This is a genomic window from Pseudomonas sp. AFG_SD02_1510_Pfu_092 (assembly GCF_003331055.1).
In the GTDB taxonomy this organism is placed as follows: Bacteria; Pseudomonadota; Gammaproteobacteria; order Pseudomonadales; family Pseudomonadaceae; genus Aquipseudomonas.
Window position 1 is genome coordinate 20,548 of sequence record NZ_PUQD01000035.1, and the last position, 26,520, is coordinate 47,067.

Below are 26,520 nucleotides of genomic sequence, written 5' to 3' on the forward strand. Positions count from 1 at the left end.
TGGCGATGTCCGAAACGCAACAGTAGCTGCCCGTCCGGCGTGAGACAGGCAGTGTGGGCACTGGCTACCCTGCTTCGGCAAATGCCTTGTTCCCTTTCGCCAGAAGAAGATCGCCCATGACGACTCCCGCCGCCTCACTGGCTGCCACGCCGCCTGCCGACCACGCCCAAGGTTTCCTGGTCCGCATCGTCGGCGCCGCCGCGTTCGCCCACCTGCTCAACGACCTGATCCAGGCCGTGCTGCCGTCGATCTACCCGATGCTCAAGAGCGAGTTCGCCCTGAGTTTCGCCCAGATCGGCTGGATCGCCTTGGTCTACCAGGTGACCGCGTCCCTGCTGCAACCCTGGGTCGGCCTGTACACCGACAAGCATCCGCAACCCTACCTGCTGCCAGCCGGCATGCTGGTGACCCTGGCCGGCATCGCCCTGCTCGCCTTCGCCAACAGCTATGCGATGCTGCTGGTGGCAGCCGCCGTGGTCGGGGTGGGCTCGGCGACCTTCCACCCCGAGGCGTCGCGCGTGGCCAGGATGGCCTCCGGCGGGCGCTTCGGCACCGCGCAGTCGACCTTCCAGGTCGGCGGCAACACCGGCTCTGCCCTCGGCCCGTTGCTCACCGCCGCCATCGTCATTCCGTACGGCCAGGCGGCCATCGCCTGGTTCATGCTGGCGGCTGCGCTGGCGGTGTGGGTGCTGTTGCGGGTCACCGGCTGGACCATGCGCCACGGCCAGGCCCAGCTCAAGAGCTTCGCCGGCCAGCAGGCCCCGGGGCTTTCGGGCAGCGCCATGTGGCGCGCGGTGGGTGTCATCGCCGTGCTGATGTTCGCCAAGTTCGTCTACATCGCCTCGTTCAGCAACTACTTCACCTTCTACCTGATCGAGCATTTCGGCCTGAGCGTGCAGCACAGCCAGTTGTACCTGTTCGTCTTCCTCGCAGCGGTGGCCCTGGGCACCTTCGCCGGCGGCCCGGTGGGTGACCGGATCGGGCGCAAGACGGTGATCTGGGTCTCGTTCCTCGGCGTGGCCCCCTTCGCCCTCGCCCTGCCCTACGCCAACCTGGCCTGGACCGCAGTGCTGGCGGTGGCCATCGGCCTGGTGATGTCCTCGGCCTTCGCCGCACTGGTGGTGTATGCCCAGGAGGCCGTGCCGGGCCGGGTCGGCATGGTCTCGGGAGTGATGTTCGGGTTGATGTTCGGTATCAGTGGCATCGGCGCCGCCGGGCTCGGCGAGCTGGCCGACCGGCATGGCATCGAGTGGGTGTACCAGGCCATCTCGTTCTTGCCGCTGCTGGGGCTGGCCACTGCGCTGCTGCCGGCAACCCGCTCCACCGCGCGGCCCAGCCGCTGCTGTTAAAGTGGCCGGGCCTGGCTGCCTGTCGAAGAGGTCGAAATGCTAAAGCCGCAGCATGAATTGCTGGTAGAGGTCGATGAGTTGGCCTGGGAGGTCGGTAGCCGCGCGACGGACTACCCGACCGACTGGTTCATCGAGCCCCACAGCCATGCCAAGCATCAACTGATCTATGCCATCAAAGGCCTGATGATCGTTGAGTCCGGCAACCAGCGCTGGACCGTACCGCCCAGCCGTGGCGTGTGGATGCCCTGCGGCCAGGTGCACGCGATCCGTTGCGTGGGCGATGTGAAGATGCGCAGTGTGTTCGTGCGTACCGACACGACCGTGCAATTGCCCGTGCAAAGCAAGGCCATCGCTATTTCGCCGTTGCTCAGCGAACTGATCAAGGCCTCCGTGGCGTTTACCGGGCCGTTTGCCGAAGACTCCCGCGAAGCCCGGGTGATGCGCCTGATTCTCGACGAGATCTGCGTGCTGCCGACCTTGCCGCTGAAGCTGTCGCAACCCGCCGACAAGCGCCTGCAGGCGATCTGTTCGGCGTTGCAGGCGCGGCCTGACGACAATGCCAGCGTGGCCGACTGGGGCCGCCAGCTGGGCGTGGACGAAAGAACCATCCAGCGCCTGTTCCGCAGGGAAACCGGCATGACGTTCGGCCAGTGGCGCCAGCAGGCACGGCTGATGCAGGCGCTGGAACGGATCGCCCTGGGCGAGCGGATCATCGATGTGGCGGGGGCGCTGGGGTATGACAGCCCAAGTGCCTTCGCCAGCATGTTCAAGCGCCAGTTCGGCACCACGCCGAGCCAGTTCTTCAAATAGCCTGCAAGACAAAACTTTGCCTGATCCCGCGCAACAACCGTGCCCTGGCGTGTACAGTAAGTTCACAACAAAGCCCCCAGAAGGAGCCCGGCACATGACGGTGACGCTGTCCCCCCTGCAGATCGATTGCGATTTCGACTCCGGCAACATCCAGGTCCTGGATGCCAGCAACCCGGCCCAGGTACACCTGGCCATCCGCCCGGACACTCACAGCGGCCACTACCAGTGGTTCCACTTCAAGGTCAGCGGGCTGACGCCAGGCCAGGTCCATCGCTTCAGCCTCGACAACGCCTCGGGCTCCTCCTACAAGAACGCCTGGAGCGGCTACAACGCCGTGGCCTCGTACGACCAGCAGAGCTGGTTCCGCGTGCCCAGCCAGTTCGACGGCACCGCGCTGTCGTTCGAGGTAACCGCCGAACAACAACACATCTGGTTCGCCTACTTCGAACCCTACCCGCGCGCCCGCCACAACCAGCTGATCGAACGTGCCCGGCAACTGCCGGGGGTCGAGTTGCTGGCCAGTGGCCGCAGCGTGCAGGGCCGCGATATTCCCCTGTTGCGTGCCGGTGATGGTGCCGATGGCAAGCGCAAGCTGTGGCTGATTGCCCAGCAACACCCGGGTGAACACATGGCCGAATGGTTCATGGAAGGTGTGATCGACCGCCTGCAGGCCAACGACGCCGTGGTCCGGCAGTTGCTGGCCAAGGCCGACCTGTACCTGATCCCCAACATGAACCCCGATGGCGCCTTCCTCGGCCACCTGCGCACCAACTTCAAGGGCAAGGACCTCAACCGTGCCTGGCAGGATGCCAGCGTCGAACTCACCCCCGAGGTGTTCTTCGCCCAGGCGCAGATGAAGCAATACGGTGTGGATGCCTTCATCGATGTGCACGGCGACGAAGAGATCCCCCATGTGTTCACTGCGGCCTGCGAGGGCAACCCGGGCTATACGCCACGGCTGGCGCAGCTGGAAGCGCAGTTCCGCAATACCCTGTGCAGCCTGACCCGCGACTTCCAGACGGTGCATGGCTACACCCGCGATGAACCGGGGCAGGCCAACACGACCCTGGCCTGCAATGCGGTGGGGATGGCCTACGACTGCCTGTCACTGACGCTGGAAATGCCGTTCAAGGACCATGACGACGCGCCCGATGCGCGAACCGGATGGTCCGGTGCGCGCTCGAAGGCGCTGGCCGGCGCGGTGCTGGAGACCTTGGCGAAAATGGTTGGCGATTTGCGCTGAAGCCTGCCGGCGCAGGGCTTGTGGGAGCGGGCATGCCCGCGAAGCAGACGACGCGGTGGATGGCACGGGCTTCGCCCGTGTTCGCGGGCGCGCCCGCTCCCACAGGGGGCTGCGCGGGGCAAGGCCTCTCAGAACTGCACATCCAGTATCACGCTGTCGGTATAGGCCCCCGCCGGCGGTGTGGCCTGGTCGGTGTAGACCTTGGCGTTGTAATTGAACACCTGGCTACCGGTGCCGGTACCGGCGCCGGGGTTCACATCGGCATCGCCACTGGCCCGTCGCGCCGCCCCCAGCGAACCCCAGCGCACCGCACTGGCACTCTTGAAAATGTCGTAGGCCAGGTAGCCGCTGGCCGCCGATTTCATCCGCCGCCGCCCACCAGCGACGTTCTGCCCGTCATCCAGGCCCACGGTGTAGTTGCTGCCCTTGGTGCACGACACGCTCAGGCTCTGGCTCACCGTGCCGAACCCGGCCACCACCGGCGCGCTGGCGAAACTGAGGTTGGGCGTGCTGATCTGGCAATCGTTGGTCACCGTCATGCTCACCGCCAGGGTCTTGCTGCCGCCGCTGGTATCCCGGCCGATGCAGAACCCGCCCAGACCAATCCCCTCGCAGTAGTCCCAGGCCCATTCGACGGTCAGCGTTTCCTCGTAGAGCCCCGCTGCAACGTTGCTGCCGGCCTGGGTGCGCAGGTAGAGGGGCACGTTCCTCGGCGTACCGTTGAGCAACCCCAGCACATCGAGAATGCCGGTGGTCCTGTATTCGAACCAGGCGCCACGGGCGATCGGGTAGGTGGTGGTGCCGTCGGCGTACAGCGTGTACGGGATGACATCGCCGCCAGGCCCCACCAGGCCGCTGGTGTTGGCGGTGATCCTGATCTTGAACGAGTCGGTGCTGCTGAGCACGCTCAGCACCGATCCGCTGCACTGCAAGCCCGAGTTGCTGCTGGACGCCAGTTGTACCGTGTTGCGTACCTGGGTGGAATTGAGCGCGCCGAACGCCGCAGGCACAGTCGCCACCGAGGTGCACTTGGCCCAGGCCGGGCCTACCGACAACAGCAGCAGGCACAGCCATGCCGCGCAGCTGCGGGCTGTCATTGGCACACCAGCGGGCCGATCAAGGGAATCGAGCCCTGCGCTTCGGGCAGGTCGAACGCCACCTGGCACTGCCTGCCGCCTTCCAGCTCCACCTGCAGGCGGTTATGCGCTGTCAGGTTCTCCAGGTAGACCAGGCCATCCCACCCGACCACCGCCTGGCTGCCGCTTTCCCTATGGGTGACGCGGCTACCCAGCTTGAGCACCTGGCGGTCGGCGTCCACCAGTTCGACACTGGCCGCCAGCACGCGCTTGAGCGGGAACGCCAGCAGGTAACCGCTGCCCCGGCGCACGGCCACCCGCTGTTCCACTTCGGCGGCGAGGATGTCCGGTGGCAGGTCCATGGGGTCGATCTCGTACTTGCCGCGGTAGTAACCGCTGCTGTACGGCACCAACAGGTGGCCGCTGGCATCGGTGCGGCCAACCACCTGGTTTTCGTAGCGCACCGGCACATCGGCATACCCCCCGGTGCTGACCACCACGAAGGCATCGTCGATGCGGTTGGCGGCAAACAGCCCGGCATCCATCCATACCAGCGAGCCACTGGCGTCGGCCCAACGGGTCATCTGATCACGGCTGCCATACGCGCCGGCCTGCAACTGCACCGACTGCAGGCGCCAGGTCACATCAGCCTGCCGGTAAGCATCGCGCTCGCTGCCGGCGGCGTAACCCAGGTTGTAACCGACACCACCGCCCACCGGCGTCGCTCGGCTGTAGTTGATCCGCTGCAGGCTCTCGCCCTGCTGGCTGCGCTCCAGGCTCAGGGCCAGGGTGCCGCGCAGGTCGAACGGGATCACCAGTTGCGCCTGTACCGCCCACTGGCTGTCGCCCACTTCCCGGTTGGCCGACAGGTACACGCTGCTGTTGCCCCACAACGGCCTGCTGTAGCTCAGGTTGATTAGCCGGGTACGGCTGCCGTCGGCGGCGCGCACGTCGAAGTAACCGGCGCCGAGGTTGCCGTATGCGTTCAGGTTCAGGCTCAGCGTGAGCTGTTCGCTGCGTTGGCTCAGCTGCAGGTCCTGGCTGTCGACCCGGCTCAGGTCGGCGTAATCGCCATAGCGTTGCAGGCGCTGGTAGCTGATGCCGAGGCGCTGGCTGTTGTACTGGTAGCCGAGGGCGACTTGGTGGCCCTTGTCGCCGTCGAAGCGGCTCTGCGCCAGGGCGGCGTTGAGCACGCCGAAAGTGCCCAGCCGCAGGTTGCCGCCCAGGCCGCCGAGCATCAGCGATTCGGCCGTTTCGCCGTGGGTTTCCAGGGTGAAGCTGTCGCTCAGCCCGTAGCGCAGGCTGGCCGAGGCCACCCCGGGGCCATAGACAAAATCGCGCACGCCATAGTCGCGGCGCAGGCTGCCGGCGGCCAGCGAGTAATCCGCCAGGCCCTGCTGCAGCAGACTGCTGGTGACGTAGAACGGCAAGGTGGTCGACACCTGGCGGCCAAGGGCATCGGTGGTGACGACGACCGCTTCCCCGGCGCCGTTGATGAACGGCACGTTGGTCAGCGTATAGGGGCCCGGTTGCAACTCGGTGGTGCTGGATTTGTAGCCATTGATGAACAGGTCCAGCGAGGTTGGCACCGCCGCTTCGCCGGCAAAGGCCGGCAACGGGTAGGTGACCAGGTCGGGGCGCACCGCGAAATCACGCGACAACTGCAGGCCACCGACCCGCACCGCGCTGGTCCAGGGCAAGGCACCGGTCACCAGGTCACCGGCTTCGTAGGTCAGCAGGCGCTGCTCGTCGCTGAAGCGCCAGGTGGTGTCGTAACGCAGAAAACCCTGACGCGTATCGTCCGCCTGTGTACCGTTGAACGCCTGGCGCCACTGCCCGGTAGTGGCGAAGGTGCCCCAGTTGTCGAACAGGCGCAGCTCGTTCCAGGCCGCCAGGTAGGTACCGCTGTCATCGGTGTCGTTGAGGTACAGGTCATAGTTGAACAGGGCGCCGAAACTGCTGCGCGCCTCGCTGGGCGGGTACAGGTTGCGCTCGCCCACCTGCTGGTCCGGCAGCCAGACCGCTGGCACCTGCAGCAGCAGGCGCTGGTTGTGGCTGTCGTAGTCGGCGTGCAGCCCGGCGATGGCCTCCAGCGCCACCTCGCCCTGGGGGTTGCCCGGCAGCGAGACACCGGCTGCGCGCAACACCTCGCTGTCCAGGTACAGCTGCCCGGCGCGCTGCTGCACCGGTACCAGGTCAGCCTTGGGCATCTGGTTCACCAGCAGCTCGAGGTACAGCGTGGCGTCGGCGTTGGCGGGCAGCTCGGTGGGCGGTGGTGGCAGGTCGTCGGCCAGCACCATGCCGCTGCCGACCATGGCCAGCCCCAGGCACCAGCGGTGCATCGTCGCTGTTGGCCGCCTCACGCACGCTTTCCGACCATTGCCGGGCCCCCCCAGGCATTTTTGACGCATTCAGGCGCGGGCTCATTGGCCTTGGCGGAGGGTGTCCGGGCTGCTCTGGCCGTTCACCCTGCCCTTCAGCACACTGCCGGCATTCGGCAGCAGCGGTGCCGGCCAGCGCATGCTGGCGCCCGGCAGCACATAGCCCAGCAGGCCGTCGGCCAATGGCGTGCTCTGGCTGCCCTGCTGCACCACCACATCGGTCAGGCGCGCATGCACCGGGCCGCTGTTGCGCACCTCCAGGTAAGGTTTGCCCTGCACGTTCACTGCGCGCCAGCTGAGTTGCGGTTTGCCGACGCCCTCGGCATTGCGCTTGCTCTCAGGGTCGGCCCTGCCCCACAAGCCTTCGCCGTAGACGAACAGCGGCACCGAGTAGCGCATCTGCAGGCGGATGGCGGCGGTGGTGCCGGGTGCAGCCTTGTCGACGGGAATGGCCGGCGGGATTTCGTCGATGATGATGCGGTAGGCCTGTTCCTGGCCGGCCGGCGAGGGGCCGGTACGGGTCAGGCGGATCAGCTGCTTCTGCCCGGGGGCGATGCTGGCCACCGGCGGGCTGCCGATGATCTCGCGCTGCGCCTGGTACTGTTCCTGGTAGTCACCCTGGCGCCAGGCGAACACCCGCACCTGCAGGTTGGCCGGTGCGCTGCCGCGGTTTTCCAGCCACAGTGCACCGGCCTTCTGGTCGGCCTCCAGCACCGGGTCGATCGGCCAGATCAGCACCGAGGTAGCCGCCGCCACCGGCAGGCTCGCCAGCCACGACGTGGCGATCATTGCACATGCCCATTTCGTCCCTGCCGCCATGAAGCTCTCCTTGGATACTGGTCGTTGCCGCCCGTGTACTCACCAGCTCACGGTCACTTGCACCACATCGGTGTAGGCCCCGGCTGGCAGCGTGCCGGGCAGCTGGACCCGGCCGTAAACCGGCAGCTTGATCGCCGTCGGGTCGCTGTAGCTCACGGCCACGCTCTGGCCGATGCCCAGGTTCTGGCTGTAGGCCGCGTCCCGGTACAACTGATAGGCCAGCAGTTGCGTGCCGCCTGTGCGTTTGAGGTTGCGCGTGCCACCGGCACTGTTCTGCCCGCCATCCACGCTCATGCTCAAGGCCACGCCCGGCGTACACTGGAACGTCACCGTACTGCCACCCAGCGAAGTGCCGGCAAAGCCGCTGAAAAGCGCCGAGCGCGAGCCATAGTCAAGCGTTCCGTAGCTGCTCACGCCGCCCACCACCAGGCACCCGGCAACGATCTGCGCGGTCACCGTGAAGCTGCTGGTGGTCGCCGCGTCCAGCGGCGCGGCCAGCAGCAGGCCCAGGCCGGTGACTGCACCCGGCAGCCAGCCGCGCATGGCTCAGAACGACAGCTCGACGGACACCGTGTCGGTGTACACCCCCGCCGGCAGGCCGGCCTTGCCACGGGCCTGGCCGTACAGGTTGACGGTCTGGGCGATACCCGAGCTGGTCGGCAAGGTGATGGTGCCGTCGATGGCCAACAGCTGCGAGTGCCCGGCATCGGTGTAGAAGTCGTACGGCACGTAATTGCCACTGCCATCGGCCAACGCACGCGTGCCCCCGGTCGACTGGCCATCGTTGTCGCCGCCGCGCACGCGGATCACCGGGATGGTGCCGGCGGAACAGAGCACGCTCATCGCCCCACCGCCACCGCCCATGACCTGGGCACTGGCGGCGGTGAACAGGGCGTCTTGGGAACCGAAGTCCAAGGTACCGAAGTTCAGCCCGGAGGTGCCCGAACTGCCATTGACCTGGCAGGCCTCCGTCAAGGTCAGCGTCGAGTCGATGGTCCCGGTGGTGGCGGCCCCGGCCTGGGAAGCCAGCGCCAGGCCCAGGCCGGCGAGCATGCAGCGTGAGAGGTTGGTGCGCATCGGAGTCTCCTAAGCGTTGTTACCAGTCCAGGGTTACTCTCAGGGTGTCTCGGTACAGCCCGGCCGGCAGCGCACGCGGTTGCGCCACTACCACGCCGTAGATGGGGATCGGCACCTGGCGGCTGCTGCTGATGGTGAACGCGCGTGCCTGGCCGATGCCGTAGCGGCTGTTGCCGCCGGGGTCGAGCGCCAGTTGGTAAGGGATCAGTTCGCGGCCGTTGCTCAGCCGCCGTACGCCATCGCTGCCATTCAGGCCGCCGTTGATGCGCACGTTGAACGCCCGCACCTCGGGCGTGCAGCTGATCTGCAGGCTGCCTTGGCCGTTGACATCGTCAACCTGGCTGCGCAACGGCTGCAGCCAGTTCGGCGCGCGGTCGCCGAAATCCAGCAGGCCCGGGTTGCCCAGGCTTGCGGCCTGGGCTTCATTGCTGTCGATCTGGCAGGCTGCACTGATCACCAGCCGCGCCTGGATGAAACCGTTGCTGCTGCCGTGTGCCACCCCGCCGGGCACCAGCAGCGGGCCCAGGGTGAGCAACAGCATCGAGGTGCGGTTCATCGCGGCGCGTCCTTGGGCATGGTGGCATCCCTACCAGATGACGGTGACTTTGAGCAGGTCGGCGTAGCGCCTTGCGTGCGGTACCCAGGCCAGCTTGTCGATACGGGCGTACAACGGCAATTCGACCGAGCCGCTGGCCGGCACCCGCGCCGAATGCGCCACATTCACTGCCAGCGGCTCGTGCCAGGCGGCGTCGCGATAGAGGCGATACGGGATGGGCCGCGCCTGGTCGTCCTCGCTGGCGAGAAAGCGCAGCTCGCCGACGCCGCCATGCTGGCCACCGTCAACGCGCACCTGATACGGGGTATGCGGGTTGCACTCCAGGCGCGGCGGATGCCGGTTGAGCATTACCCCCGCGAGCGGTGCGTCCGGGCCATCCAGACGCGCGACGGCGCCCAGGTCGATGCGCCCCAGCGCCTGTGCTCCGGCATCGCGAGGCTGGGTGATCAGCATGCAGCCACGCTGCACCAGCACCCGCACTTCCACCAGGAGGTCAGCGGCCATGGCTGCGCTGCTCAACATCAGGCCCAACAGGGCGGCGAGGATGCGTTCCGTCACCTTGTGATCCTTGTCGTTATCCGTGTCCCGATCCCGCAGAAATGAGCGTAGCAGCGACATGGTGTCACAGTGCTGGCATCGAGCAATTTTTTTGGAATAGCCAAAAAGCGATAGCGGCTGAAAAAAAAATTGCCCGGCACAGAACGCCTTGCGCACATCTTCCTCAAATGGCCAAAGGCCGGTAACCAGGCCGATATTCTGTTAGGGTGTACTCCGTTCATCCTGCCTAGACTCATGCGGCACGCATGGACGGACACGACAGGAGCGTTTTTACCGATGATTGCAGACAGCACGCTGACCCAGGCCCTCGAGCGCTGTGCCCAGGAGCCGATCCAGCTGCCTGGCAGCATTCAACCGCATGGCTTCCTGCTGGTGCTGGACGAAACCGACCTGCGCGTACTGCAGGCCAGTGAAAATGTCGAACCGTGGCTGGGCATAGCGGCCAGTGAACTGATCGGCTGCAGCTTCGCCGAACTGGTCGGCGACGCCTTCGACCTGCGCCTGCAGCTGACCCGCCTGCCCCAGGACGAGGTGTTTCCGTTCCACATCAGCGATGTGCACCTGCGCCAGGGCGCGCCGTACAGCGACAAGCTGCACCTGCTGGTGCACCGTCACGACCAGGTGCTGATCGCCGAATTCGAACCCCCGCGCCTGCCGGCAGACCTCGCCGGGCAAGGCGACTATTACCCGCTGGTGCGCAGCTTCGTCGGCCGCCTGCACCAGGCCGGCAGCCTCGAAGAACTGCTGCAGCAGACCGTGCTGCAACTCAAGCGCATCACCGGCTTTGGCCGGGTCAAGGCCTACCGCTTCGATGCCGAAGGCAACGGCCAGGTGCTGGCCGAAGTGGCCGACCCGGGCTACCCCAGCTACCTGGGCCTGTGTTTCCCGGCTGCCGATATCCCGCGCCAGGCGCGCGAGCTGTACCGGGTCAACCGTATTCGCGTGATCGAGGACGCCAACTACCAGCCTTCGCCGTTGCTGCCTGCAGCCAACCCGCGCACCGGAAGGCCGCTGGACCTCAGCTTCGCCGCGCTGCGCAGCGTGTCGCCGGTGCACCTGCAGTACATGCGCAACATGGGTACCCTGGCCTCGATGTCGCTGTCGATCGTGGTCGACGGGCAACTGTGGGGGCTGGTGTCTTGCCACCACCAGCAGCCGCGCCCGGTCGACCTGCGCACCCGCACCGCCTGCGAACTGCTGGCCAGCGTGCTGTCGTTGCAGATCGAATCGCGCGAGTCGCATGCCAACACCCGGCAACTGCTGGAGCTGCGCCAGCACATCGTGCGCATGATCTCGTCCATGGCCGACCATGACAGTGTCGGCGACGGCCTGCGCGACTTGCCCGAAGTACTGCTGGCCTTCGCCGGGGCCCAGGGCGCCGCGGTGATTTCCGCCGAACGTTGCGACCTGATCGGCAAGACCCCGCCAGCCGCGCAGGTCACCGCGCTGGTGCACTGGCTGGCGCAACGTGGCGAAGAAGGCGTGTTCCACAGTGACAACGTGCGCCGCGACATCGACGAGCTGCCCGAACTCGCGGCGCATGCCGGCGGCGTGCTGGCCGTGGCCATCTCGCAGATCCACTCGCACTACCTGCTGTGGTTCCGCGCCGAGCAGGTGCGCACGGTCAACTGGGCCGGGGAGCCGAGCAAACAGCTCGGGCCGCAGGGCAACCTCGCCCCCCGGCACAGTTTCGAACGCTGGCAGGAAAACCTGCGCGGCTACTGTGAACCCTGGCACCCGCTGATCATCGAAGGCGTGCAGGAGCTGCGCACGGCCGTGCTCGGTATCGTCCTGCGCAAGGCCGAGGAGCTGGCGCAACTGGCCGGCGAGCTGCGCCGCTCGAACAAGGAGCTCGAAGCGTTCTCCTACAGCGTGTCCCACGACCTGCGCGCGCCCCTGCGGCACATCGCCGGCTATTCCGAACTGCTCGGTGAAATCGAGGGCCAGGGCCTGAGCGAGCGTGGCAGGCGCTTTCTGCAACACATCGAGGAAGCCGCGAGCTTTGCCGGGAGCCTGGTCGACAACCTGCTGCATTTCTCGCAGATGGGCCGCTCCGCCCTGCGCCTGTCCGAGGTCGACCTCAACGCCCTGGTCGAAGCCATTCGCAGCGAGCTGGCGCCCGACTACGCGGGCCGCGAAATTGTCTGGGACATCGCCCGGCTGCCGAAAGTGATCGGTGACCCGGCATTCATCAACATGGCCTTGCATAACCTGCTGGCCAACGCCATCAAGTACACCCGTGGGCGTACCCCGGCGCGCATCGGCATCAGCGCCGTGCAACACCCGGGCGAAACCGAAATCTGCATTCGCGACAACGGTGTGGGTTTCGACATGGCCTACGCCAACAAACTGTTCGGCGTGTTCCAGCGCCTGCACCGCATGGAAGACTTCGAAGGCACCGGGATCGGGCTGGCCAGTGTGCGCCGCATCATCGAACGCCATGACGGCAGGGTCTGGGCCCACGGCAAGGTCGGCCAGGGCGCGACCTTCCACTTCACCCTTCCGCGTCACCCCGCGACAACCTGAGGCACCGCTATCATTATGCTCAAACCTATCCTGCTGGTCGAAGACAACCCGCGAGACCTGGAGCTGACGCTCCTGGCGCTGGAGCGCAGCCAGTTGGCCAACGAGGTCATCGTGCTGCGTGACGGTGCCGAGGCCCTGGACTACCTGCTGCGGCGCAATGCCTATGCCGAACGTGACGATGGCAACCCCGCCGTGTTGCTGCTGGACCTGAAGCTGCCGAAAGTCGACGGCCTCGAAGTGCTGAAGGAAGTGCGCGCCACTGCCGAGTTGCGCAGCATCCCGACGGTGATGCTGACCTCCTCGCGCGAGGAGCCCGACCTGCTGCGCGCCTACGAACTGGGGGTCAACGCCTACGTGGTCAAGCCGGTGGAGTTCAAGGAATTCGTCGCCGCCATATCCGACCTGGGGATCTTCTGGGCCGTACTCAACGAACCGCCACCCGGCTCGCTGCGCCTGAATCGGCGTGGTGGCATCTGAGAGCGCCGCGACGATGCAGCCAATGCCGCTGAAACTGTTGATGGTCGAAGACAACTCGATGGACGCCGAGTTGACCCTGATGCGCCTGGAGCGCAGCGGGCTGCATATGCAGGCGCGCCTGGTGTTCGACCATGCCGGGGTCGAACAGGCCCTGCGCGAGGCGCGCTACGACCTGATCCTGTGCGACTGCGTGCTGCCGGGCTCATCGGGCACCGAAGTGCTGGCCATCGCCCAGCGCCTGGCGCCGGATGTGCCGTTCATCTTCCTCTCCGGCATCTATGGCGAAGAACATGCGGTGGAAATGATCCGCCTGGGCGCCACCGACTATGTACTGAAGAAAAACCTGCCGCTGCTGCCCAAGGCCGTGCGCCGGGCCCTGACCGAAGTGCAGGAGCGCCAGCGCCGGCGCCGCGCCGAAGAGGCGCTGGCCGACGTCGAGGCGCGGGCGCGGATTGCCATCGACGCGGCCGGCATGGGCACCTGGGACATGCGCCCGCAAGAAGGCCTGCTGCTGTGGGATGACCGCTGCAAGACCCTGTTCGGCTTGCCCACCGACACCGAAATGAGCCTTGAGGTGTTCTACGCCGGCATCTACCCGGACGACCTGCCGATGGTGCGCGAGGCCGTGGAAAACGCGATGCGCCCGGAAAGTGGCGGCCACTACCGGGTGGAATTTCGCATCGCCCAGCCCAGTGGCCTGGAACCGCGCTGGTTGCTCAGCAGCGGCCAGAGCCAGTTCGTCAACGACCAGTGCGTGCGTTTTTCCGGGGTGTTGCAGGACATCCACACCCAGCGCCTGGCCACGCAGGCACTGCGCCAGCTGAACGAGATGCTGGGGGAACGGGTCGAGCGCCGCACGCGCGAGCGCGACCGTGCCTGGGAGCTGTCGCAAGACTTGCTGGCCGTACTCAACAAGGACCTGACCCCCGTCGCGCTGAACCCCGCCTGGGAAGCCAGCCTGGGTTTGTCCCGCGAACGCCTGAGCCAGTCATCGCTGCTGCACCTGCTGCCCGAGCCCGACCAGGAGCTGCTGCTCACCGAACTGGCCGCCCTCGCCCATGGCCGCACCAGCGCCCGTTTCGTCGGGCGTATCCTGCATGCCGGTGGCCAGCAGCGCTGGCTGTCCTGGGTGGTGGTGCCGGATGACACCTTGCTGTACGTGGTGGCGCGTGACATCACCAGCGAACGCGAAGCCGCCCTCGGCCTGGCCAAGGCCAACGCCCGCCTGCGCGAGCAAATTGCCGAACGCGAACGCATCGAGGCTGCCCTGCAACAGATGCAGCGCCTGGAGGCGGTCGGCCAGCTGACCGCAGGGGTGGCGCATGACTTCAACAACCTGCTGACGGTGATTCTCACCGGCGCCAGCTTCCTCGAACGCGACCTGGCCAAGGCCGATGTGGACAAGGCCCGGGCGCGTCTTACCCACATTCGCGAGGCCGGCGAGCGCGGCGCCAAGCTGACCTCGCAGTTGCTGGCGTTCTCCCGCCGCCAGCGCCTGGAACCGGTGGCACTGAACCTCAACCGCACCCTGGCCGGGCTGGAAGAACTGCTGCGCCGTACCTTGGGCGGCAACGTCTCGGTGCGCCTGGACCTCGACCCGACCCTGTGGCAGGCGCTGACCGACCCGACCCAGACGGAAATGATCATTCTCAACCTGGCGATCAATGCCCGCGACGCCATGCCCGACGGCGGCCAGCTGACGCTATCGACCCGCAACACCCGTATCGACGCGCAACCGCAACGCCCGGAAGACCCGGACCCCGGCGAGTACGTGATGCTGAGCATCTGCGATACCGGCTGCGGCATGAGCGACGAAGTGCTGGCCAAGGTGTTCGAACCGTTCTTTACCACCAAGGACATCGGCAAGGGCTCGGGCCTGGGCCTGGCCCAGGTATTCGGCTTCGCCAAACAGTCGGGCGGTGGCGTACGCATCGACACCACGCTGGGGCGTGGCACGCAGGTGGCCGTGTATCTGCCGGCGGTCAAGCATGAAGCCGTCAGCGAACCGCTGCCGCCGCTGCTCAGCCACTCGATCAGCGAAAGCGGCCGTAACCGCACCGTGCTGCTGGTGGATGACGACCATCTGGTACGTGACATGCTCGGTGATGTGTTACGCCAGTATGGCTACCAGGTGCGCCAGGCGCACAGCGGCGAACAGGCCCTGGCCCTGCTGGATGACCAGATCGACCTGCTGCTGAGCGATTTCGCCATGCCCGAGTTCAACGGCGCGCAACTGGCGCTGGCAGCACGCGAACGCTACCCGCGCCTGCCGGTGGTGTTCCTGACCGGTTATGCGGAATTGCAGGGGCTGGAACTGCCGGGCAGCCTGGTGGTGCAGAAGCCGGTACAGGCCGATGAACTGGCGCGGTTGCTGAACGACATGCTGGGTGTCGCCGGGTAAGCGTTCAGCCATTCGCAGCCAGTTGCCCAGCCCTCCGCCCCTGTGGGAGCGGGTTCACCCGCGAAGAACCAAACGCGGTGCCTGGCACCGGCTACGCCGGTGTTCGCGGGTAAACCCGCTCCCACAAGGGGTGGCCGTGACCATGGAATCAACGGAAACGACAAAGCCCAGCGCTTATCTTTACTAAGCACTGAGCGAGATACGTTTACAGCGAGAAAATGGCAGGGGCGGCTGGATTCGAACCAACGCATGGCAGGATCAAAACCTGCTGCCTTACCGCTTGGCGACGCCCCTGTATCGGATGCAGCATTCGCTGCTCTGACAATTCCAACTGAGTGACAACTGGGTTGTTGTCTTGGAATGCGCGGCACTTTAACAACAATCTTCCGGTCTGTGAACCCCCTGATGAAAAAAAATTGCCAGAAAACAGCGAGTTAGTCATTTCGCCGGGAGCGCGACGACCATTCGTCGCTTTCCGCCCGTCTCGCTTCAACACAATCGCATTCCTCCCTTCCAATCAGATGAGGCAATTGCACTGACCATGGAGGACTCCCATGCCTGTTTCTCACGATCTCTATCAGGACTTGCACTACCCGCGTGAAATCGTCCAGCAACGCCGACAGCAGGACAAGGCGCTGGACCGGCTGCTCGATGAGTACGTGGACATCGACAACCAAGTGCTGGCCGCCGAGTCGATCTCGGCCGGCAACTTCGAGGATGAAGACCTGCGCCACCTGAAGGAACGCCGGCTGGCCGTGAAGTACATGATCGAACGCCAGCTGGAGCGCAAGCCCTGAGCGACGCCGACAAGCGGGCCGGGTCAGCAGGCCCGCAAGGCGATCCATCTCGTCAGGCGATCATTGCCGCGCATTTTCTGTATTGGTCAAAATGGCCGGCGTCGGGCAAGCTGCCCGCTGCCCCGCCATCGCCCAAGGAACGTCGCTTTGCCTGCCTGGATCCCTGCCCCGCTACGCCAGCTTGGCCAACGCCTGCGCGGTACCGCCGCCCACCACAGCGAACTGCTCGGCTGGTTCGAGGACCAGGCGCAGCGCCGCGGTTATCAGCTTAGCGACGGCCAGCGCCGGGTGGTCCAGTGCATGGCCGAACAACTGGCGCAGCTCGAACAGGGCCAGCCGCGCAGCCTCTATCTGTATGGCTCGGTGGGCCGTGGCAAGAGCTGGTTGCTCGATGGCTTTTTCCAGGCGGTGCCGGTGGCAGCCAAGCAGCGCCTGCACTTCCATGAATTCTTTGCCCGCCTGCACCAGGGCATGCACCGGCACCGGGCGCTGGATGACGCACTGGGCGCGACCCTCGACGAGCTGCTGGGCGACTGCCGGGTGCTGTGTTTCGACGAATTCCACGTGCATGACATTGGCGATGCCATGCTGCTCACGCGCCTGTTCAACGCTTTGTTCGCCCGTGGCGTGCTGTTGCTGGTGACGTCCAACTATGCCCCCGAAGGGCTGTTGCCAAACCCGCTGTACCATGAGCGCTTCCTGCCGGTGATCCGCCTGATCAACGGCGCGATGGATGTCCTCGAGGTGGCTGGCGATACCGACTTTCGCAGTTTGCCGGTCAATCGCCAGCATCAGCGCTTCACCCAGGGCCACTATGTATGGCCGGGCAATGCGGCACAGCGCCAGGCGCTGAAGGTGCCAGATGCGCAACCGGTCATGCTGCAGGTGAACAAGCGCCCGTTGCGCGCGCTGGCCGTCGATGGCCGGCGGGTGGTGCTGGCCTTCGACGACCTGTGCGAAAAAGCTACGGCGGTGATCGACTACCTGGTGCTGGCCGGGCAATACGATGAGTGGATCATCGAAGGGCTGGATGATCTGGCGCAATGTTCACTGGCTGCGCAGCAGCGGTTCGTCAACCTGGTGGATGTGCTGTATGACCAGGACCGGCAGCTGCTGGTGATTGCTCGACGGCCATTGGCAGACAGCCTGGGTGGGCCGCTGGCCGACCTGATGCGCACCCGCAGCCGGTTGGGGCAACTGCATCAGGTCGGGCCTTGAAGCTGCTTTGCCTGAACCGGCCTCATCGCCGGCAAGCCGGCTCCCACAGGGATCGCGCCAGCCTTTAGAAATTGAGTAAGACAGGTACTGCACAGGACTTTGAGGTCGATGCGGTCGGGGTGGGAGCTGGCTTGCCGGCGATGAGGCCATGACAGTCAACCCATCAACCCGCCCGGGGCAAATCCGCCAGCACCGCCTCGATCTCGCCCAGCACCGCCGGGTCATCCAGGGTCGAGGGCGGCTGGTAGTCCTGCCCGTCGGCAATCTTGCGCAGCACCGCGCGCAGAATCTTCCCTGAACGGGTCTTGGGCAGCCGCTTCACCAGCCGCACGCGGTTGAAACAGGCCAACGCGCCAATCTCCTCACGCACGCTGCCCACCAGGTCCACCAGCAGCTGCGCCTCGGCAATGCCCTCGCCGTCCTTGAGCACCACCAGGGCCAGCGGCACCTGCCCCTTGATGTCGTCGTGCACGCCAATCACAGCGCATTCGGCCACCGCTGGGTGGCGCGCCACCAGGTCCTCCATCTCACCCGTGGACAGGCGGTGCCCGGAGACGTTGATCACGTCATCGGTGCGCCCCATGATGTAGACGAAACCGTCGTCGTCCAGGTAGCCGCCATCGCCGGTGTGGTAATACCCCGGGTAGGTGCGCAAGTAAGCTTGCAGGTAGCGCTCGTGATCGCCCCACAGCGTCTGGCTGCAGCCGGGCGGCAACGGCAGGGCGATGACGATCGAGCCCTGGTGGTTCGGCCCCAGCAAGTGGCCCTCGTCATCCAGCACGCGCACGTGATAACCCGGCACCGCCCGGTTGCTCGAGCCCGGCTTCGCCGCGCTGCCTTCCAGCCCCACGCACGGCGCGGTGACCGGCCAGCCGGTCTCGGTCTGCCACCAATGGTCGTGCACCGGCTTGCCAGTGACCCGCTGCAGCCACTCGTGGGTGCTGGAGTCCAGTTTTTCGCCGGCCAGGAACAGCTGGCGCAGCGAACTCAGGTCGTGCTTGCGAATCAGCTCGCCTTCCGGGTCCTCCTTACGGATGGCGCGCATGGCGGTGGGGGCGCAGAACAGCGCGTTGACCTGGTATTGCTCGACCACCCGCCAGTAGGCCGATGCATCCGGGGTGCGGATCGGCTTGCCTTCGTAGAACACCGTGGTGCAGCCGCTCATCAGCGGCCCATAGACGATCAGCGAATGGCCGACAACCCAACCCACATCGGATATGCCCCACCACACATCACCGGCCTGCATGCCGTAGATATGGCGCATGGCATAGCACAGCGCCACGGCGTTGCCGCCGTTTTCGCGCACGATGCCTTTGGGTTTGCCGGTGGTACCCGAGGTGTACATGATGTACAGCGGGTCGCCGGCATCCAGCTCGACCGGTGGCACCGGCTCGGCATCGGCCACCGCCGCCTGCCAGTCCAGGTCACGCCCCGCTTGCAGTGCGGCACGGGCTTGCGGGCGCTGCAGTACCAGCACGTTGCGCGGCTGGTGCCGGGCCACCTGCAGCGCGCGGTCGACCAGCGGCTTGTACTCGATCACCCGGTCGAACTCCAGGCCGCAGGAGGCCGTCAGCAGCAGCGTCGGCCGCGCATCATCGATGCGCAAGGCCAGTTCGTTGGCGGCAAAGCCACCGAATACCACCGAGTGCACCGCGCCGATCCGCGCGCAGGCCAGCATGGCCATGGCCGCCTGCGGCACCATGGGCATATAGATGATCACCCCATCGCCCTTGCTCACCCCCAGCTGGCGCAACAACCCGGCCAGGCGCGCCACCTCGTCATGCAGCTGCTGGTAGGTGTAGGCCTGCTGCACGCCGGTCACCGGCGAATCGTAGATCAGCGCCAGTTGCTCGCCGCGGCCCTGCTCGATCTGGTGATCGAGCGCCAGGTAGCAGCTGTTCAGGCGGCCATCGGCGAACCAGCGGTGGGTGCCGTCGGCGTTTTCCTGCAGAGTCACGGCAGGCTTGCGGTGCCAGGCCAGGTGCGCGGCCTGTTCCGCCCAGAAAGCGGCAGGGTCGGAAATGGAATGGGCGTAGCTGTGCTGATAGCTCATGGCGAAGGGAACCCGGTACTTGTTGTTATTGAAGGGCGAAACCTGAGTATGGACGCCTGCACCGGCCCCGCCAGGCGACTAAAGTCACAACCGACCTGCAAATTTGCAGACAACGCAAAAGCGCCCCATAACGGTGCAAAGCCTCTAGAATAGGCCACCCCTTCAGCCACCGAGCAGCTCATGGACATCGAACAGGCCCGAACCTTCCTGGAAATCGTGCGTTGCGGCAGCCTGGTCGCCGCCGCCGAACGCCTGTTCGTGTCTCAGACGGCGATCACCGCGCGGGTCCAGCGCCTGGAGCAGCAACTGGGCTGCCAGCTGTTCGTGCGCAGCCGCAACGGCGCCAGCCTGACCAGCGACGGCGAGGCCTTCGTCAGTTATGCCAACCAGATGGTGCAGACCTGGGAAGCGGCGCGCCGTGACCTGCCGCTGCCTGAAGGCTGCCAGCAAGTGCTGCACGTGGGGGGTGAGGTGAGCCTGGGCAACCCGATGATGCTCGACTGGGTCAGTGCCCTGCACCGCGAGCTGCCCAGCCATGCCATCCGCAGCGAGGTGAGCGACGGCGAATCGCTGCTGCGCAAGGTCGAGATGGGCCTGCTGGACGCCGCACTGGTCTACCAGCCGACCTACGGCCCGGGCCTGCAGGTGGAGCAGTTGATGGAGGAGAAGCTGATCCGCGTGCGCCGGGTCGACCTGCCAGCCCCGTACATCTATATCGACTGGGGCGAGGCTTTCCGCCGCCAGCACGATGCCGCCCTGCCCGACTGCGCGCGCCCGGCGCTGAGCTTCAACCTCGGGCCGCTGGCCTTGCAGTTCATTCTCGACCAGGGCGGCAGTGGCTACTTCCGCACCCGGGTGGTGCAGGCCTATCTGGACAGCGGGGTGTTCGAGCGGGTACCGCAGGCGCCGGAGTTCACCTACCCGACGTTCCTGGTGTACCCGCGCAAACGCGACAGCGAAGCCCTGCAACAGGCCTTCGCCATCCTGCGCCGGCTGGTGGCGGCTGGCGCCAGCGACTGGTCACAGCGCTGGGACCCGGTGCTCTGAAGCTTCGGTGTTGCTCAGCAGCTGGCGTTTGAGGCCGGCGATCAGATCGGTCTGGGTAATCACCCCTACCAGCCGTTCGGCATCGAGCACCGGCAGGCAATGCAGGCCCTGCTCGCACAGCAACGGCAGCAAGCGCTCCAGCGAGTGCTGGCTGCTGACGCTGATTACCCGGCGGCTCATCACCTGCTCCAGGCGTACCTCTTTACGGCCGAACAGACCACGCCAACTGAAGTGGCCCCGCTGCATGGCCGGGCCGACCAGGTCGCTGAGGCTGACGATACCCACCAGCTTGCCCTGCTGCAGTACCGGCAGGGTTTTCAGGTGATGGCTGGCCAGCATCTTCCACGCTTGCTCCAGAGTGGTGTCGGGCGTGGCGAACTGCACATCGCGAGACATCACCGAGGCTGCGGTGATACCGCCGAGGCTGCGCTGCAGGGCGTGCTGCTCGGTGGCCAGGATGATGCGCTCGAGTTCGTCACGGGTGACATCGACGAACTCGCCCAGTTCTTCCAGGGCCTGGTCCAGGTCGTCACTGCGTATGCCGACCCGTTCGCTGGGTAATGGGTCATGGGTGTGGTGCAGGTCCTTGCGCGGCACTGCGCCTTTTGGGTAGCGCACGCCGGTGAGGCGGTTGTAGAGCACCGCCACCGTGACCAGGATCAGCGCATTGAGTAGCACCGGCTCCAGCAGGTGGTCGCCCAGGGCGGTCAGCCCCGAGTCGGCCAACACCGCACTCACCGCCACCCCGCCACCCGGCGGGTGCAGGCAGCGCAACAGGCACATCACCAGGATCGAAATGCCCAGGGCGGCGGCGGCCACCCACAGCTGCGCACCGAAGCCCTGGCGCATGGCCAGGCCGACCGCAGCGGCCAGGGCGTAGCTGCCGAGCACCGGCCAGGGCTGGGCCAACGGGCCGGAATGCACGGCGAACACCAGCACCGCCGACGCCGCCAGCGGGCCGAGCAGGTGCAAGGCGATGCCGGGGCCATAGGCCATGCTGGTCAGCCAGCCGGCGAGAAACAGCCCGAGCAGCGCGCCGATACCGGCACGCAGCCATTCTTTGGGGGGAATATTCAGGGGCGCCGGCAACAGCCGCTGCAGACGACTTTCGGAACGCAAGGCAGACATGTGGGTAATCGGGATCTTTGGTTTTCTTGATTGAAAAGAAAGCCCGGCCGGGGTGGCCTGGGCCGCGTATTGCGCAGGCAATAGCACAAGGGGCTCCGTCCGTGGAGAGATGGAAACCGCAGGGTTTCGTGGTGGCGATTCTGCCGGGCGAGACGGGATTGGGCCAATTCAAAAAAATGCGCCTGTACTGCAATTTTTTTGCAGTGGTGATCTGGCCCGCGATCCCTGTAGGAGCGGCCGTGGCCGCGAACACCGGCGCAGCCGGTGCCATCCCTCGCGTCGCCTGCTTCGCGGGTGAACCCGCTCCCACATGGGGCTGCGTATGCCTCGGGCTTACGCTGAAACCTGTGGGAGCGGCTTTAGCCGCGAACACCGGCGCAGCCGGTGCCATCCACCGCGCCGCCTGCTTCGCGGGCTTGCCCGCTCCCACCGGGGGAATGCGTATGCCGCAGGTCAACACAACAGCTGTGGGAGCGGCCGTGGCCGCGAACACCGGCGAAGCCGGTGCCATCCACCGCGTCGCCTGTTCGCGGGCTTGCCCGCTCCCACAGGGACCGCTTCAGCGAGCCTTGCGCGGCAACTCGATGCTCACGCGCAGCCCGCCCAACGGGCTTTGCAGCAATGCCAGGCGCCCGCCCCAGGCCTCGACGATATCCCGCACGATGCCCAGCCCCAGCCCATGCCCATCGACCTGTTCATCCAGCCGCGAACCACGCTCCAGCACCTGCTGCCGCTGCCCCTCGGGGATCCCGGGGCCATCGTCGTCGACCCACAGCTGGTAAGCCTCCGCGCTCGGCGCGATCGCCACCCTCACCTCGCTGTCAGCCCACTTGCAGGCGTTGTCCAGCAGGTTGCCGAGCAGTTCCAGGACGTCTTCGCGGTCCCACGGCAGCAGCAGCCCGGGCGGCACATCGCTGGCCAGCAACAGGCCGTCGCCGTGGATCATGCCCAGCGTCCCCAGCAGCCCGGGCAACTCGGCGTCGCAATCGAATTGCGCGCCGGGCAGCGCATCGCCCGCCAGGCGCGCACGGTTCAACTCGCGGGCCAGGCGTTGCTGTATCTGCTCCAGCTGCTCGCGCAACTGCGCGCGCACCTCAGGCAGGTCATTCAGGCGCTCACCGGCGGCCAGGCTCAGCAACACCGCCAACGGCGTCTTCAGCGCATGGCCAAGGTTGCCCAGGGCATTGCGCGAGCGACGCAGGCTGTCTTCGGTATGGCTCAGCAGATGGTTGATCTGCCCCACCAGCGGCGCCAGTTCGCTGGGCACTTCAGCATCCAGCTGCGAGCGCTGGCCCTGCTGCAGCTGGGCAATCTGCTGGCGCGCCCGCTCCAGCGGCCGCAGCGAGCGGGTCACGGTGATACGTTGCAGCACCAGCACCAGGATCAGCGCCACCAGGCCCATGCCCAGGCCGATCTGCTGCATGCGCCGGAAGCCTTCGCGCACCGGCGAATAATCCTGCGCGACACTGATCGAGATGTCCTGGCCCAGGCGCCGGTAATCGGCCCGCAAAACCAGCAATTGCTGGCCTTCCGGGCCGAGCTGATGGCTGTCGGAAAGGCCCGGTGCGTCGGGCTTGGGCATGTCCAGGTCCCACAGCGAGCGCGAACGCCAGGTGCTCTGGGGCAGGCTGCCTTTGGCGAAATCGATGCGGAAGTAATAGCCGGAAAATGGCCGCTGGTAAGCCGCAGAGATACGCCGCTCATCCAGCTGCAGACCCGCAGGCCCGCGCACCAAGGCGACCAGCAGGTTTTCGCTTTCCTTGCGCAGGCCGTTTTCCAGGTAGCGCTGCAGGCCGGCCTCGAACAGCCACAAAGTCAGCTGCGCCAGCACCAGGCCGACCATCACCAGCACCGCCACCAGCCCCAGGCTCAGGCGCGCCTGGATTGACTTCACGCGGCGCTCCCGGCGTAGATGTAACCTTGCCCGCGACGGGTTTCGATGACGCTGCGGCCCAGCTTGCGCCGCAGGTGATTGACATGCACTTCGAGCACATTGGAATCGCGCTCGGTTTCACCGTCGTAGAGGTGCTCGGCCAAGTGGCTCTTGGAAAGGATCTGCTGCGGATGCAGCATGAAGTAGCGCAGCAGGCGGAATTCGGCAGCGGTCAGCTGGATGTCCACGCCATCACGGTTCACGCACTGGCGGCTTTCATCCAGGTGCAGGCCGGCGGCCTCCAGTGTCGGCTGGTTGGCCAGGCCACGGGCGCGGCGCAGCAACGCCTGGATGCGCAACTGCAGCTCTTCGGGGTGGAAAGGTTTACTCAGGTAGTCATCGGCCCCGGCTTTCAACCCTTCGATACGCTCAGCCCACGAGCCGCGCGCGGTCAGGATCAGCACGGGCGTGACCAGGCCATTGGCGCGCCATTGGGCCAGCACCTCCAGGCCCGGCAAGCCCGGCAGGCCGAGGTCGAGAATGATCAGGTCGTACGGTTCGCTCTGGCCCTGGTACACCGCGTCGCGGCCATCGGCCAGCCAGTCCACGGCATAGCCCTGACGTTGCAGGCCGGTGGTCAGTTCGTCGGCCAGTGGCACATTGTCCTCGACAAGCAACAGGCGCATTCAGTCGTCTTCCTCGTCTTTGAGCAGGGCGCCGGTGCTGGCGTCGAGCTTGATTTCGCGCACCACACCTTCCGCCGTCAGCAACTCGACTTCGTATTCGTAGCGATCGTCGTCTTCTTCCAGCTCGGCCTCCAGCAAACGCGCCCCGGGGTGACGCCCCAGGGCGGTTTCCAGCAAGTGTTCGAGCGGCAGGATGATGCCCTTCTGGCGCAGTTCCAGGGCTTCGTCCTGGTCAAGGTCGCGGGCGGCCGCCAGGGAACAGACGGCCAGAAGGGCCAGCGCAAGGTAACGCGCCGACCGCGCTAGCTGGGTCATCAGTTGTCCCGCTCGTCCTTCAGCACTTCACCGGTCTTGGCGTCCAGCGCCACATCCCACTCGACGTTCTGCGTATCGCGCAGCTCGACCTTGTAGATATAGCGGCCGTACTCGTCTTCAAGCTCGGAGTCGGTGACGGTGGCACCCGGGTGCTTGGCCACGGCGGCGGCCTTGAGTTCTTCCAGCGACTTGACGGTCTTGGCGTTGACCAGTTTGACCACTTCGTCGGGTTGTACATCCTTGGCGATGGCGGAATGAGCGCCCAGAACCAGGGCGGCGGCGACGGTGAACACGGCAGTCAAAGTTTTCATCGTTCTTCTCTCCTGAGAACTGTACAAGTTGTCTACGGGGTTAAGATTAACCGGCCGTCCTTAATTCAACCTGAAAACAGCTGGCGGCATGATAGCGCAGGTCAACACCGCGTAGCGTTCATCGCCGGCAGGCCAGCTGCCACAGCTTCACCACCACCTGGCGGTTGCGTGAACGCCTGCAAGCCTTGTAGCGGCCATGCTGGTAGACTGCGCGCATTCCTGATTCACACAGAGTTATCGACGCGTGGAAATTTTCAAAGAGTTCACATTCGAATCGGCCCACCGCCTGCCCCACGTGCCTGCCGGGCACAAATGCGGCCGCCTGCACGGCCACTCGTTCAAGGTCGGCCTGCACCTGACCGGCCCGCTCGACCCGCACACCGGCTGGATTCGCGATTTCGCCGAGGTCAAGGCGATCTTCAAGCCGATCTACGAGCAGCTGGACCACAACTACCTGAACGACATCCCCGGCCTGGAAAACCCGACCAGCGAAGTGATCGCCAAGTGGATCTGGGACCAGGTCAAGCCGCTGATGCCGGAGCTGTCCAAGGTGCGCATTCACGAAACCTGCACCAGTGGCTGCGAATACAGCGGCGATTGAGCCTGCGGCCTCGACAGGGGCCAGGTAACGGGTCAGATCCGGAATGGGCGCTTCAGTACTTCAAGGCTGACGCGCCCTTGGTAAGCTTTGGAGCCGGTGTATAGATAGGGCTGTTTATCCTGCTTTCGCAAGGTCACGGGGTTGTCGTCGACATCCTTCATCTCGAGATTGAGGTAGCGCTCACCCTCGGTCAACTTCGTTGGGTCCAGCCCGTTCAGCTGCCACATGTCCTCACCGATATAGATCACCCACTCCGGCACTTCAAAAACGCCAGCATACATGCCCATGTAGCCGACTTTGTCGGTGTCCAGATAACAGTTGATGATCGTCGGCTTACCCTCGACAAAGCCGCTTACCGGCCTGATCTGATAGTAATACCGTCCATTCTTCTCGTAGACCCCGAACCAGAAAACCTCATGGAGCGTTCCACCGCCATGGGACTCGAGTGCGGACCAGGGAACGAGTGAACCCTCCCTGGACTCGATGCGCAGATAACCGTCTTCACCATCCCCTCGTTCAAAACCCACCCAGATCGGTTTGACGAGATGCAATGAATTTTGCCATTGCGCCGGATCGAGATGAGCATCCTTTTGTTGCCAGCGCCATTTGGCAAGGAACGAAAGATGGGATTGGTACTTGAAATAGAATGCCATTTGCCAGCTACCCCGGATGATCTGTGGAGCGACCAGACTAGCCAGGCAGCGGCGCGCGCCGCAGAGGGAGACAGCTACCTCAGAACGCCATCGAGAAAGCTGGGGGCGATATAGCGCTGATAGTGCGCCTCGGACAGCAGAAAAAATTCGCGATCGATGGCATCGCGCAGCTGGGGCAACTCCCAATCGCGAAACTCTGGCAGCAAGACCATGCCGTAGGCCTCCAGATCACGGATCATCCGCGCCCCGCGGGCGATCAGCTGGTACGCCCAGCAGTACTCAGACTGCTGCTCGACGAAGCGGATGGAGCGCTGCTGCAGCTGTTGGCGCAGCCGGTTTTTGTCGAACACTTCCAGCTTGGCCATCATCACCTGCACCAGCAGCTGTTCCAGGCGCAGCCACACCGCGCGCTTCTGTTCGTCGTCGTAGCCGTTCCAGTGGATCACTTCGTGATGAAAACGCTTGCAGCCCCGGCAAACGGTGTCCCCGTAAACGGTGGAGCAGAGGCCGACGCAAGGGGTCTTGATGGACTGGTTGGGCATTGGAAACAACGGCTTGGCGGTGG

25 protein-coding genes and 1 tRNA gene are annotated in these 26,520 nt (G+C 65.5%); 10 read left to right on the forward strand and 16 right to left on the reverse strand.

Going from position 1 to position 26,520, the window contains the following annotated elements:
* Positions 1 to 116 precede the first annotated feature (116 nt).
* From C6A77_RS15735 to C6A77_RS15745, 3 genes are all read left to right on the forward strand, one after another.
* On the forward strand, positions 117 to 1,349 hold the full coding sequence (locus C6A77_RS15735) for an MFS transporter (protein ID WP_114170302.1): 1,233 nt from the start codon (positions 117 to 119) through the stop codon (positions 1,347 to 1,349).
* A 36-nt stretch (positions 1,350 to 1,385) separates the two neighbouring features.
* A complete protein-coding gene (locus C6A77_RS15740; protein WP_114170303.1) occupies positions 1,386 to 2,159 on the forward strand; it encodes a helix-turn-helix transcriptional regulator in 774 nt (257 codons plus the stop codon).
* Positions 2,160 to 2,253: 94 nt separating this feature from the next.
* Entirely contained in the window at positions 2,254 to 3,402 is a 1,149-nt protein-coding gene (locus tag C6A77_RS15745; protein WP_114170304.1) for a M14-type cytosolic carboxypeptidase, read from the forward strand.
* 128 nt (positions 3,403 to 3,530) lie between these two features.
* Here the strand turns inward: C6A77_RS15745 and C6A77_RS15755 are convergent, their stop codons facing one another.
* The 7 genes from C6A77_RS15755 to C6A77_RS15785 form a co-directional block, all read right to left on the reverse strand.
* Positions 3,531 to 4,499 (reverse strand): spore coat U domain-containing protein, encoded by a 969-nt coding sequence (locus C6A77_RS15755; protein WP_114170305.1) that lies wholly within the window; start codon positions 4,497 to 4,499, stop codon positions 3,531 to 3,533.
* Positions 4,496 to 6,793, reverse strand: a complete 2,298-nt coding sequence (locus C6A77_RS15760) for a fimbria/pilus outer membrane usher protein (RefSeq protein ID WP_114170329.1) — start codon at positions 6,791 to 6,793, stop codon at positions 4,496 to 4,498. Before C6A77_RS15760 ends, C6A77_RS15755 begins: the two co-directional genes overlap by 4 nt.
* Positions 6,794 to 6,901: 108 nt before the next feature.
* Positions 6,902 to 7,648 (reverse strand): molecular chaperone, encoded by a 747-nt coding sequence (locus C6A77_RS15765; protein WP_114170306.1) that lies wholly within the window; start codon positions 7,646 to 7,648, stop codon positions 6,902 to 6,904.
* Positions 7,649 to 7,717: 69 nt separating this feature from the next.
* Positions 7,718 to 8,221 carry a spore coat U domain-containing protein gene (locus C6A77_RS15770; protein ID WP_114170307.1) on the reverse strand — a complete coding sequence of 168 codons (504 nt, stop codon included), beginning with the start codon at positions 8,219 to 8,221 and terminating at the stop codon, positions 7,718 to 7,720.
* 3 nt (positions 8,222 to 8,224) lie between these two features.
* Complete coding sequence (locus C6A77_RS15775) at positions 8,225 to 8,755, reverse strand: spore coat U domain-containing protein (protein ID WP_114170308.1); 531 nt, start codon at positions 8,753 to 8,755, stop codon at positions 8,225 to 8,227.
* A 19-nt stretch (positions 8,756 to 8,774) separates the two neighbouring features.
* Positions 8,775 to 9,311, reverse strand: coding sequence for a spore coat U domain-containing protein (locus C6A77_RS15780; protein ID WP_114170309.1), 537 nt, complete (start codon positions 9,309 to 9,311; stop codon positions 8,775 to 8,777).
* A 30-nt stretch (positions 9,312 to 9,341) separates the two neighbouring features.
* Positions 9,342 to 9,869 (reverse strand): spore coat U domain-containing protein, encoded by a 528-nt coding sequence (locus C6A77_RS15785; RefSeq protein WP_114170310.1) that lies wholly within the window; start codon positions 9,867 to 9,869, stop codon positions 9,342 to 9,344.
* 276 nt (positions 9,870 to 10,145) lie between these two features.
* Here C6A77_RS15785 and C6A77_RS15790 point away from each other — a divergent pair, with 276 nt between their 5' ends.
* The 3 genes from C6A77_RS15790 to C6A77_RS15800 are packed head-to-tail and all read left to right on the forward strand — an operon-like array spanning position 10,146 to position 15,273.
* The gene (locus C6A77_RS15790) at positions 10,146 to 12,395 is read left to right on the forward strand and encodes an ATP-binding protein (protein WP_114170311.1); all 2,250 of its coding nucleotides are present in this window, start codon (positions 10,146 to 10,148) and stop codon (positions 12,393 to 12,395) included.
* 15 nt (positions 12,396 to 12,410) lie between these two features.
* Positions 12,411 to 12,872, forward strand: coding sequence for a response regulator (locus C6A77_RS15795; RefSeq protein ID WP_114170312.1), 462 nt, complete (start codon positions 12,411 to 12,413; stop codon positions 12,870 to 12,872).
* 13 nt (positions 12,873 to 12,885) lie between these two features.
* Positions 12,886 to 15,273: a response regulator gene (locus C6A77_RS15800; RefSeq protein WP_114170313.1), complete on the forward strand. Its 2,388-nt coding sequence runs from the start codon at positions 12,886 to 12,888 to the stop codon at positions 15,271 to 15,273.
* A gap of 219 nt (positions 15,274 to 15,492) precedes the next feature.
* On the opposite strand, the gene C6A77_RS15810 is transcribed toward C6A77_RS15800, so the two are convergent.
* Positions 15,493 to 15,567, reverse strand: a tRNA-Gln gene (locus tag C6A77_RS15810).
* A 260-nt stretch (positions 15,568 to 15,827) separates the two neighbouring features.
* Here C6A77_RS15810 and C6A77_RS15815 point away from each other — a divergent pair.
* Positions 15,828 to 16,070 (forward strand): hypothetical protein, encoded by a 243-nt coding sequence (locus tag C6A77_RS15815; RefSeq protein WP_114170314.1) that lies wholly within the window; start codon positions 15,828 to 15,830, stop codon positions 16,068 to 16,070.
* A 147-nt stretch (positions 16,071 to 16,217) separates the two neighbouring features.
* Positions 16,218 to 17,288: a cell division protein ZapE gene (gene zapE, locus C6A77_RS15820; RefSeq protein WP_114170315.1), complete on the forward strand. Its 1,071-nt coding sequence runs from the start codon at positions 16,218 to 16,220 to the stop codon at positions 17,286 to 17,288.
* A gap of 163 nt (positions 17,289 to 17,451) precedes the next feature.
* On the opposite strand, the gene C6A77_RS15825 is transcribed toward zapE, so the two are convergent.
* The gene (locus tag C6A77_RS15825) at positions 17,452 to 19,341 is read right to left on the reverse strand and encodes a propionyl-CoA synthetase (RefSeq protein ID WP_114170316.1); all 1,890 of its coding nucleotides are present in this window, start codon (positions 19,339 to 19,341) and stop codon (positions 17,452 to 17,454) included.
* Between the two features lie 180 nt (positions 19,342 to 19,521).
* Between C6A77_RS15825 and C6A77_RS15830 the strand changes: the two genes are divergently transcribed.
* The gene (locus C6A77_RS15830) at positions 19,522 to 20,388 is read left to right on the forward strand and encodes a LysR family transcriptional regulator (RefSeq protein ID WP_114170317.1); all 867 of its coding nucleotides are present in this window, start codon (positions 19,522 to 19,524) and stop codon (positions 20,386 to 20,388) included.
* Here C6A77_RS15830 and C6A77_RS15835 read toward each other — a convergent pair.
* The 5 genes from C6A77_RS15835 to C6A77_RS15860 all read right to left on the reverse strand — a co-directional run bounded on the left by C6A77_RS15835 (position 20,362) and on the right by C6A77_RS15860 (position 24,701).
* The gene (locus C6A77_RS15835; RefSeq protein WP_114170318.1) at positions 20,362 to 21,516 is read right to left on the reverse strand and encodes an HPP family protein; all 1,155 of its coding nucleotides are present in this window, start codon (positions 21,514 to 21,516) and stop codon (positions 20,362 to 20,364) included. The genes C6A77_RS15830 and C6A77_RS15835 overlap by 27 nt on opposite strands.
* A gap of 559 nt (positions 21,517 to 22,075) precedes the next feature.
* Positions 22,076 to 23,410 carry a sensor histidine kinase gene (locus C6A77_RS15845; protein ID WP_114170319.1) on the reverse strand — a complete coding sequence of 445 codons (1,335 nt, stop codon included), beginning with the start codon at positions 23,408 to 23,410 and terminating at the stop codon, positions 22,076 to 22,078.
* Positions 23,407 to 24,075 carry a response regulator transcription factor gene (locus C6A77_RS15850; RefSeq protein ID WP_114170320.1) on the reverse strand — a complete coding sequence of 223 codons (669 nt, stop codon included), beginning with the start codon at positions 24,073 to 24,075 and terminating at the stop codon, positions 23,407 to 23,409. Before C6A77_RS15850 ends, C6A77_RS15845 begins: the two co-directional genes overlap by 4 nt.
* The gene (locus tag C6A77_RS15855; RefSeq protein ID WP_114170321.1) at positions 24,076 to 24,390 is read right to left on the reverse strand and encodes a PepSY domain-containing protein; all 315 of its coding nucleotides are present in this window, start codon (positions 24,388 to 24,390) and stop codon (positions 24,076 to 24,078) included.
* Positions 24,390 to 24,701: a PepSY domain-containing protein gene (locus tag C6A77_RS15860; protein ID WP_114170322.1), complete on the reverse strand. Its 312-nt coding sequence runs from the start codon at positions 24,699 to 24,701 to the stop codon at positions 24,390 to 24,392. Before C6A77_RS15860 ends, C6A77_RS15855 begins: the two co-directional genes overlap by 1 nt.
* A gap of 244 nt (positions 24,702 to 24,945) precedes the next feature.
* Between C6A77_RS15860 and queD the strand changes: the two genes are divergently transcribed.
* Positions 24,946 to 25,302, forward strand: coding sequence for a 6-carboxytetrahydropterin synthase QueD (queD, locus tag C6A77_RS15865; protein WP_114170323.1), 357 nt, complete (start codon positions 24,946 to 24,948; stop codon positions 25,300 to 25,302).
* A gap of 32 nt (positions 25,303 to 25,334) precedes the next feature.
* Here queD and C6A77_RS15870 read toward each other — a convergent pair whose 3' ends face one another.
* Positions 25,335 to 25,955 carry a hypothetical protein gene (locus tag C6A77_RS15870; RefSeq protein WP_133295893.1) on the reverse strand — a complete coding sequence of 207 codons (621 nt, stop codon included), beginning with the start codon at positions 25,953 to 25,955 and terminating at the stop codon, positions 25,335 to 25,337.
* A gap of 74 nt (positions 25,956 to 26,029) precedes the next feature.
* On the reverse strand, positions 26,030 to 26,497 hold the full coding sequence (locus C6A77_RS15875; RefSeq protein ID WP_161959673.1) for a DUF1289 domain-containing protein: 468 nt from the start codon (positions 26,495 to 26,497) through the stop codon (positions 26,030 to 26,032).
* Between the last annotated feature and the right edge of the window lie 23 nt (positions 26,498 to 26,520).

What these genes read in the sequence shown, in the direction of transcription:
- C6A77_RS15760 (WP_114170329.1), bottom strand. Translation starts at nt 6,793, where the DNA reads ATGGTCGGCAGCGGCATGGTGCTGGCCGACGACCTGCCACCACCGCCC.
- C6A77_RS15780 (WP_114170309.1), bottom strand. Translation starts at nt 9,311, where the DNA reads ATGAACCGCACCTCGATGCTGTTGCTCACCCTGGGCCCGCTGCTGGTG.
- C6A77_RS15830 (WP_114170317.1), top strand. Translation starts at nt 19,522, where the DNA reads ATGGACATCGAACAGGCCCGAACCTTCCTGGAAATCGTGCGTTGCGGC.
- C6A77_RS15835 (WP_114170318.1), bottom strand. Translation starts at nt 21,516, where the DNA reads ATGTCTGCCTTGCGTTCCGAAAGTCGTCTGCAGCGGCTGTTGCCGGCG.
- C6A77_RS15765 (WP_114170306.1), bottom strand. Translation starts at nt 7,648, where the DNA reads ATGATCGCCACGTCGTGGCTGGCGAGCCTGCCGGTGGCGGCGGCTACC.
- C6A77_RS15855 (WP_114170321.1), bottom strand. Translation starts at nt 24,390, where the DNA reads ATGACCCAGCTAGCGCGGTCGGCGCGTTACCTTGCGCTGGCCCTTCTG.
- C6A77_RS15870 (WP_133295893.1), bottom strand. Translation starts at nt 25,955, where the DNA reads ATGGCATTCTATTTCAAGTACCAATCCCATCTTTCGTTCCTTGCCAAA.
- C6A77_RS15825 (WP_114170316.1), bottom strand. Translation starts at nt 19,341, where the DNA reads ATGAGCTATCAGCACAGCTACGCCCATTCCATTTCCGACCCTGCCGCT.
- C6A77_RS15815 (WP_114170314.1), top strand. Translation starts at nt 15,828, where the DNA reads ATGCCTGTTTCTCACGATCTCTATCAGGACTTGCACTACCCGCGTGAA.
- C6A77_RS15770 (WP_114170307.1), bottom strand. Translation starts at nt 8,221, where the DNA reads ATGCGCGGCTGGCTGCCGGGTGCAGTCACCGGCCTGGGCCTGCTGCTG.
- C6A77_RS15755 (WP_114170305.1), bottom strand. Translation starts at nt 4,499, where the DNA reads ATGACAGCCCGCAGCTGCGCGGCATGGCTGTGCCTGCTGCTGTTGTCG.
- C6A77_RS15850 (WP_114170320.1), bottom strand. Translation starts at nt 24,075, where the DNA reads ATGCGCCTGTTGCTTGTCGAGGACAATGTGCCACTGGCCGACGAACTG.
- C6A77_RS15790 (WP_114170311.1), top strand. Translation starts at nt 10,146, where the DNA reads ATGATTGCAGACAGCACGCTGACCCAGGCCCTCGAGCGCTGTGCCCAG.
- C6A77_RS15735 (WP_114170302.1), top strand. Translation starts at nt 117, where the DNA reads ATGACGACTCCCGCCGCCTCACTGGCTGCCACGCCGCCTGCCGACCAC.
- C6A77_RS15875 (WP_161959673.1), bottom strand. Translation starts at nt 26,497, where the DNA reads ATGCCCAACCAGTCCATCAAGACCCCTTGCGTCGGCCTCTGCTCCACC.
- C6A77_RS15795 (WP_114170312.1), top strand. Translation starts at nt 12,411, where the DNA reads ATGCTCAAACCTATCCTGCTGGTCGAAGACAACCCGCGAGACCTGGAG.
- C6A77_RS15800 (WP_114170313.1), top strand. Translation starts at nt 12,886, where the DNA reads ATGCAGCCAATGCCGCTGAAACTGTTGATGGTCGAAGACAACTCGATG.
- C6A77_RS15745 (WP_114170304.1), top strand. Translation starts at nt 2,254, where the DNA reads ATGACGGTGACGCTGTCCCCCCTGCAGATCGATTGCGATTTCGACTCC.
- C6A77_RS15860 (WP_114170322.1), bottom strand. Translation starts at nt 24,701, where the DNA reads ATGAAAACTTTGACTGCCGTGTTCACCGTCGCCGCCGCCCTGGTTCTG.
- C6A77_RS15775 (WP_114170308.1), bottom strand. Translation starts at nt 8,755, where the DNA reads ATGCGCACCAACCTCTCACGCTGCATGCTCGCCGGCCTGGGCCTGGCG.
- C6A77_RS15740 (WP_114170303.1), top strand. Translation starts at nt 1,386, where the DNA reads ATGCTAAAGCCGCAGCATGAATTGCTGGTAGAGGTCGATGAGTTGGCC.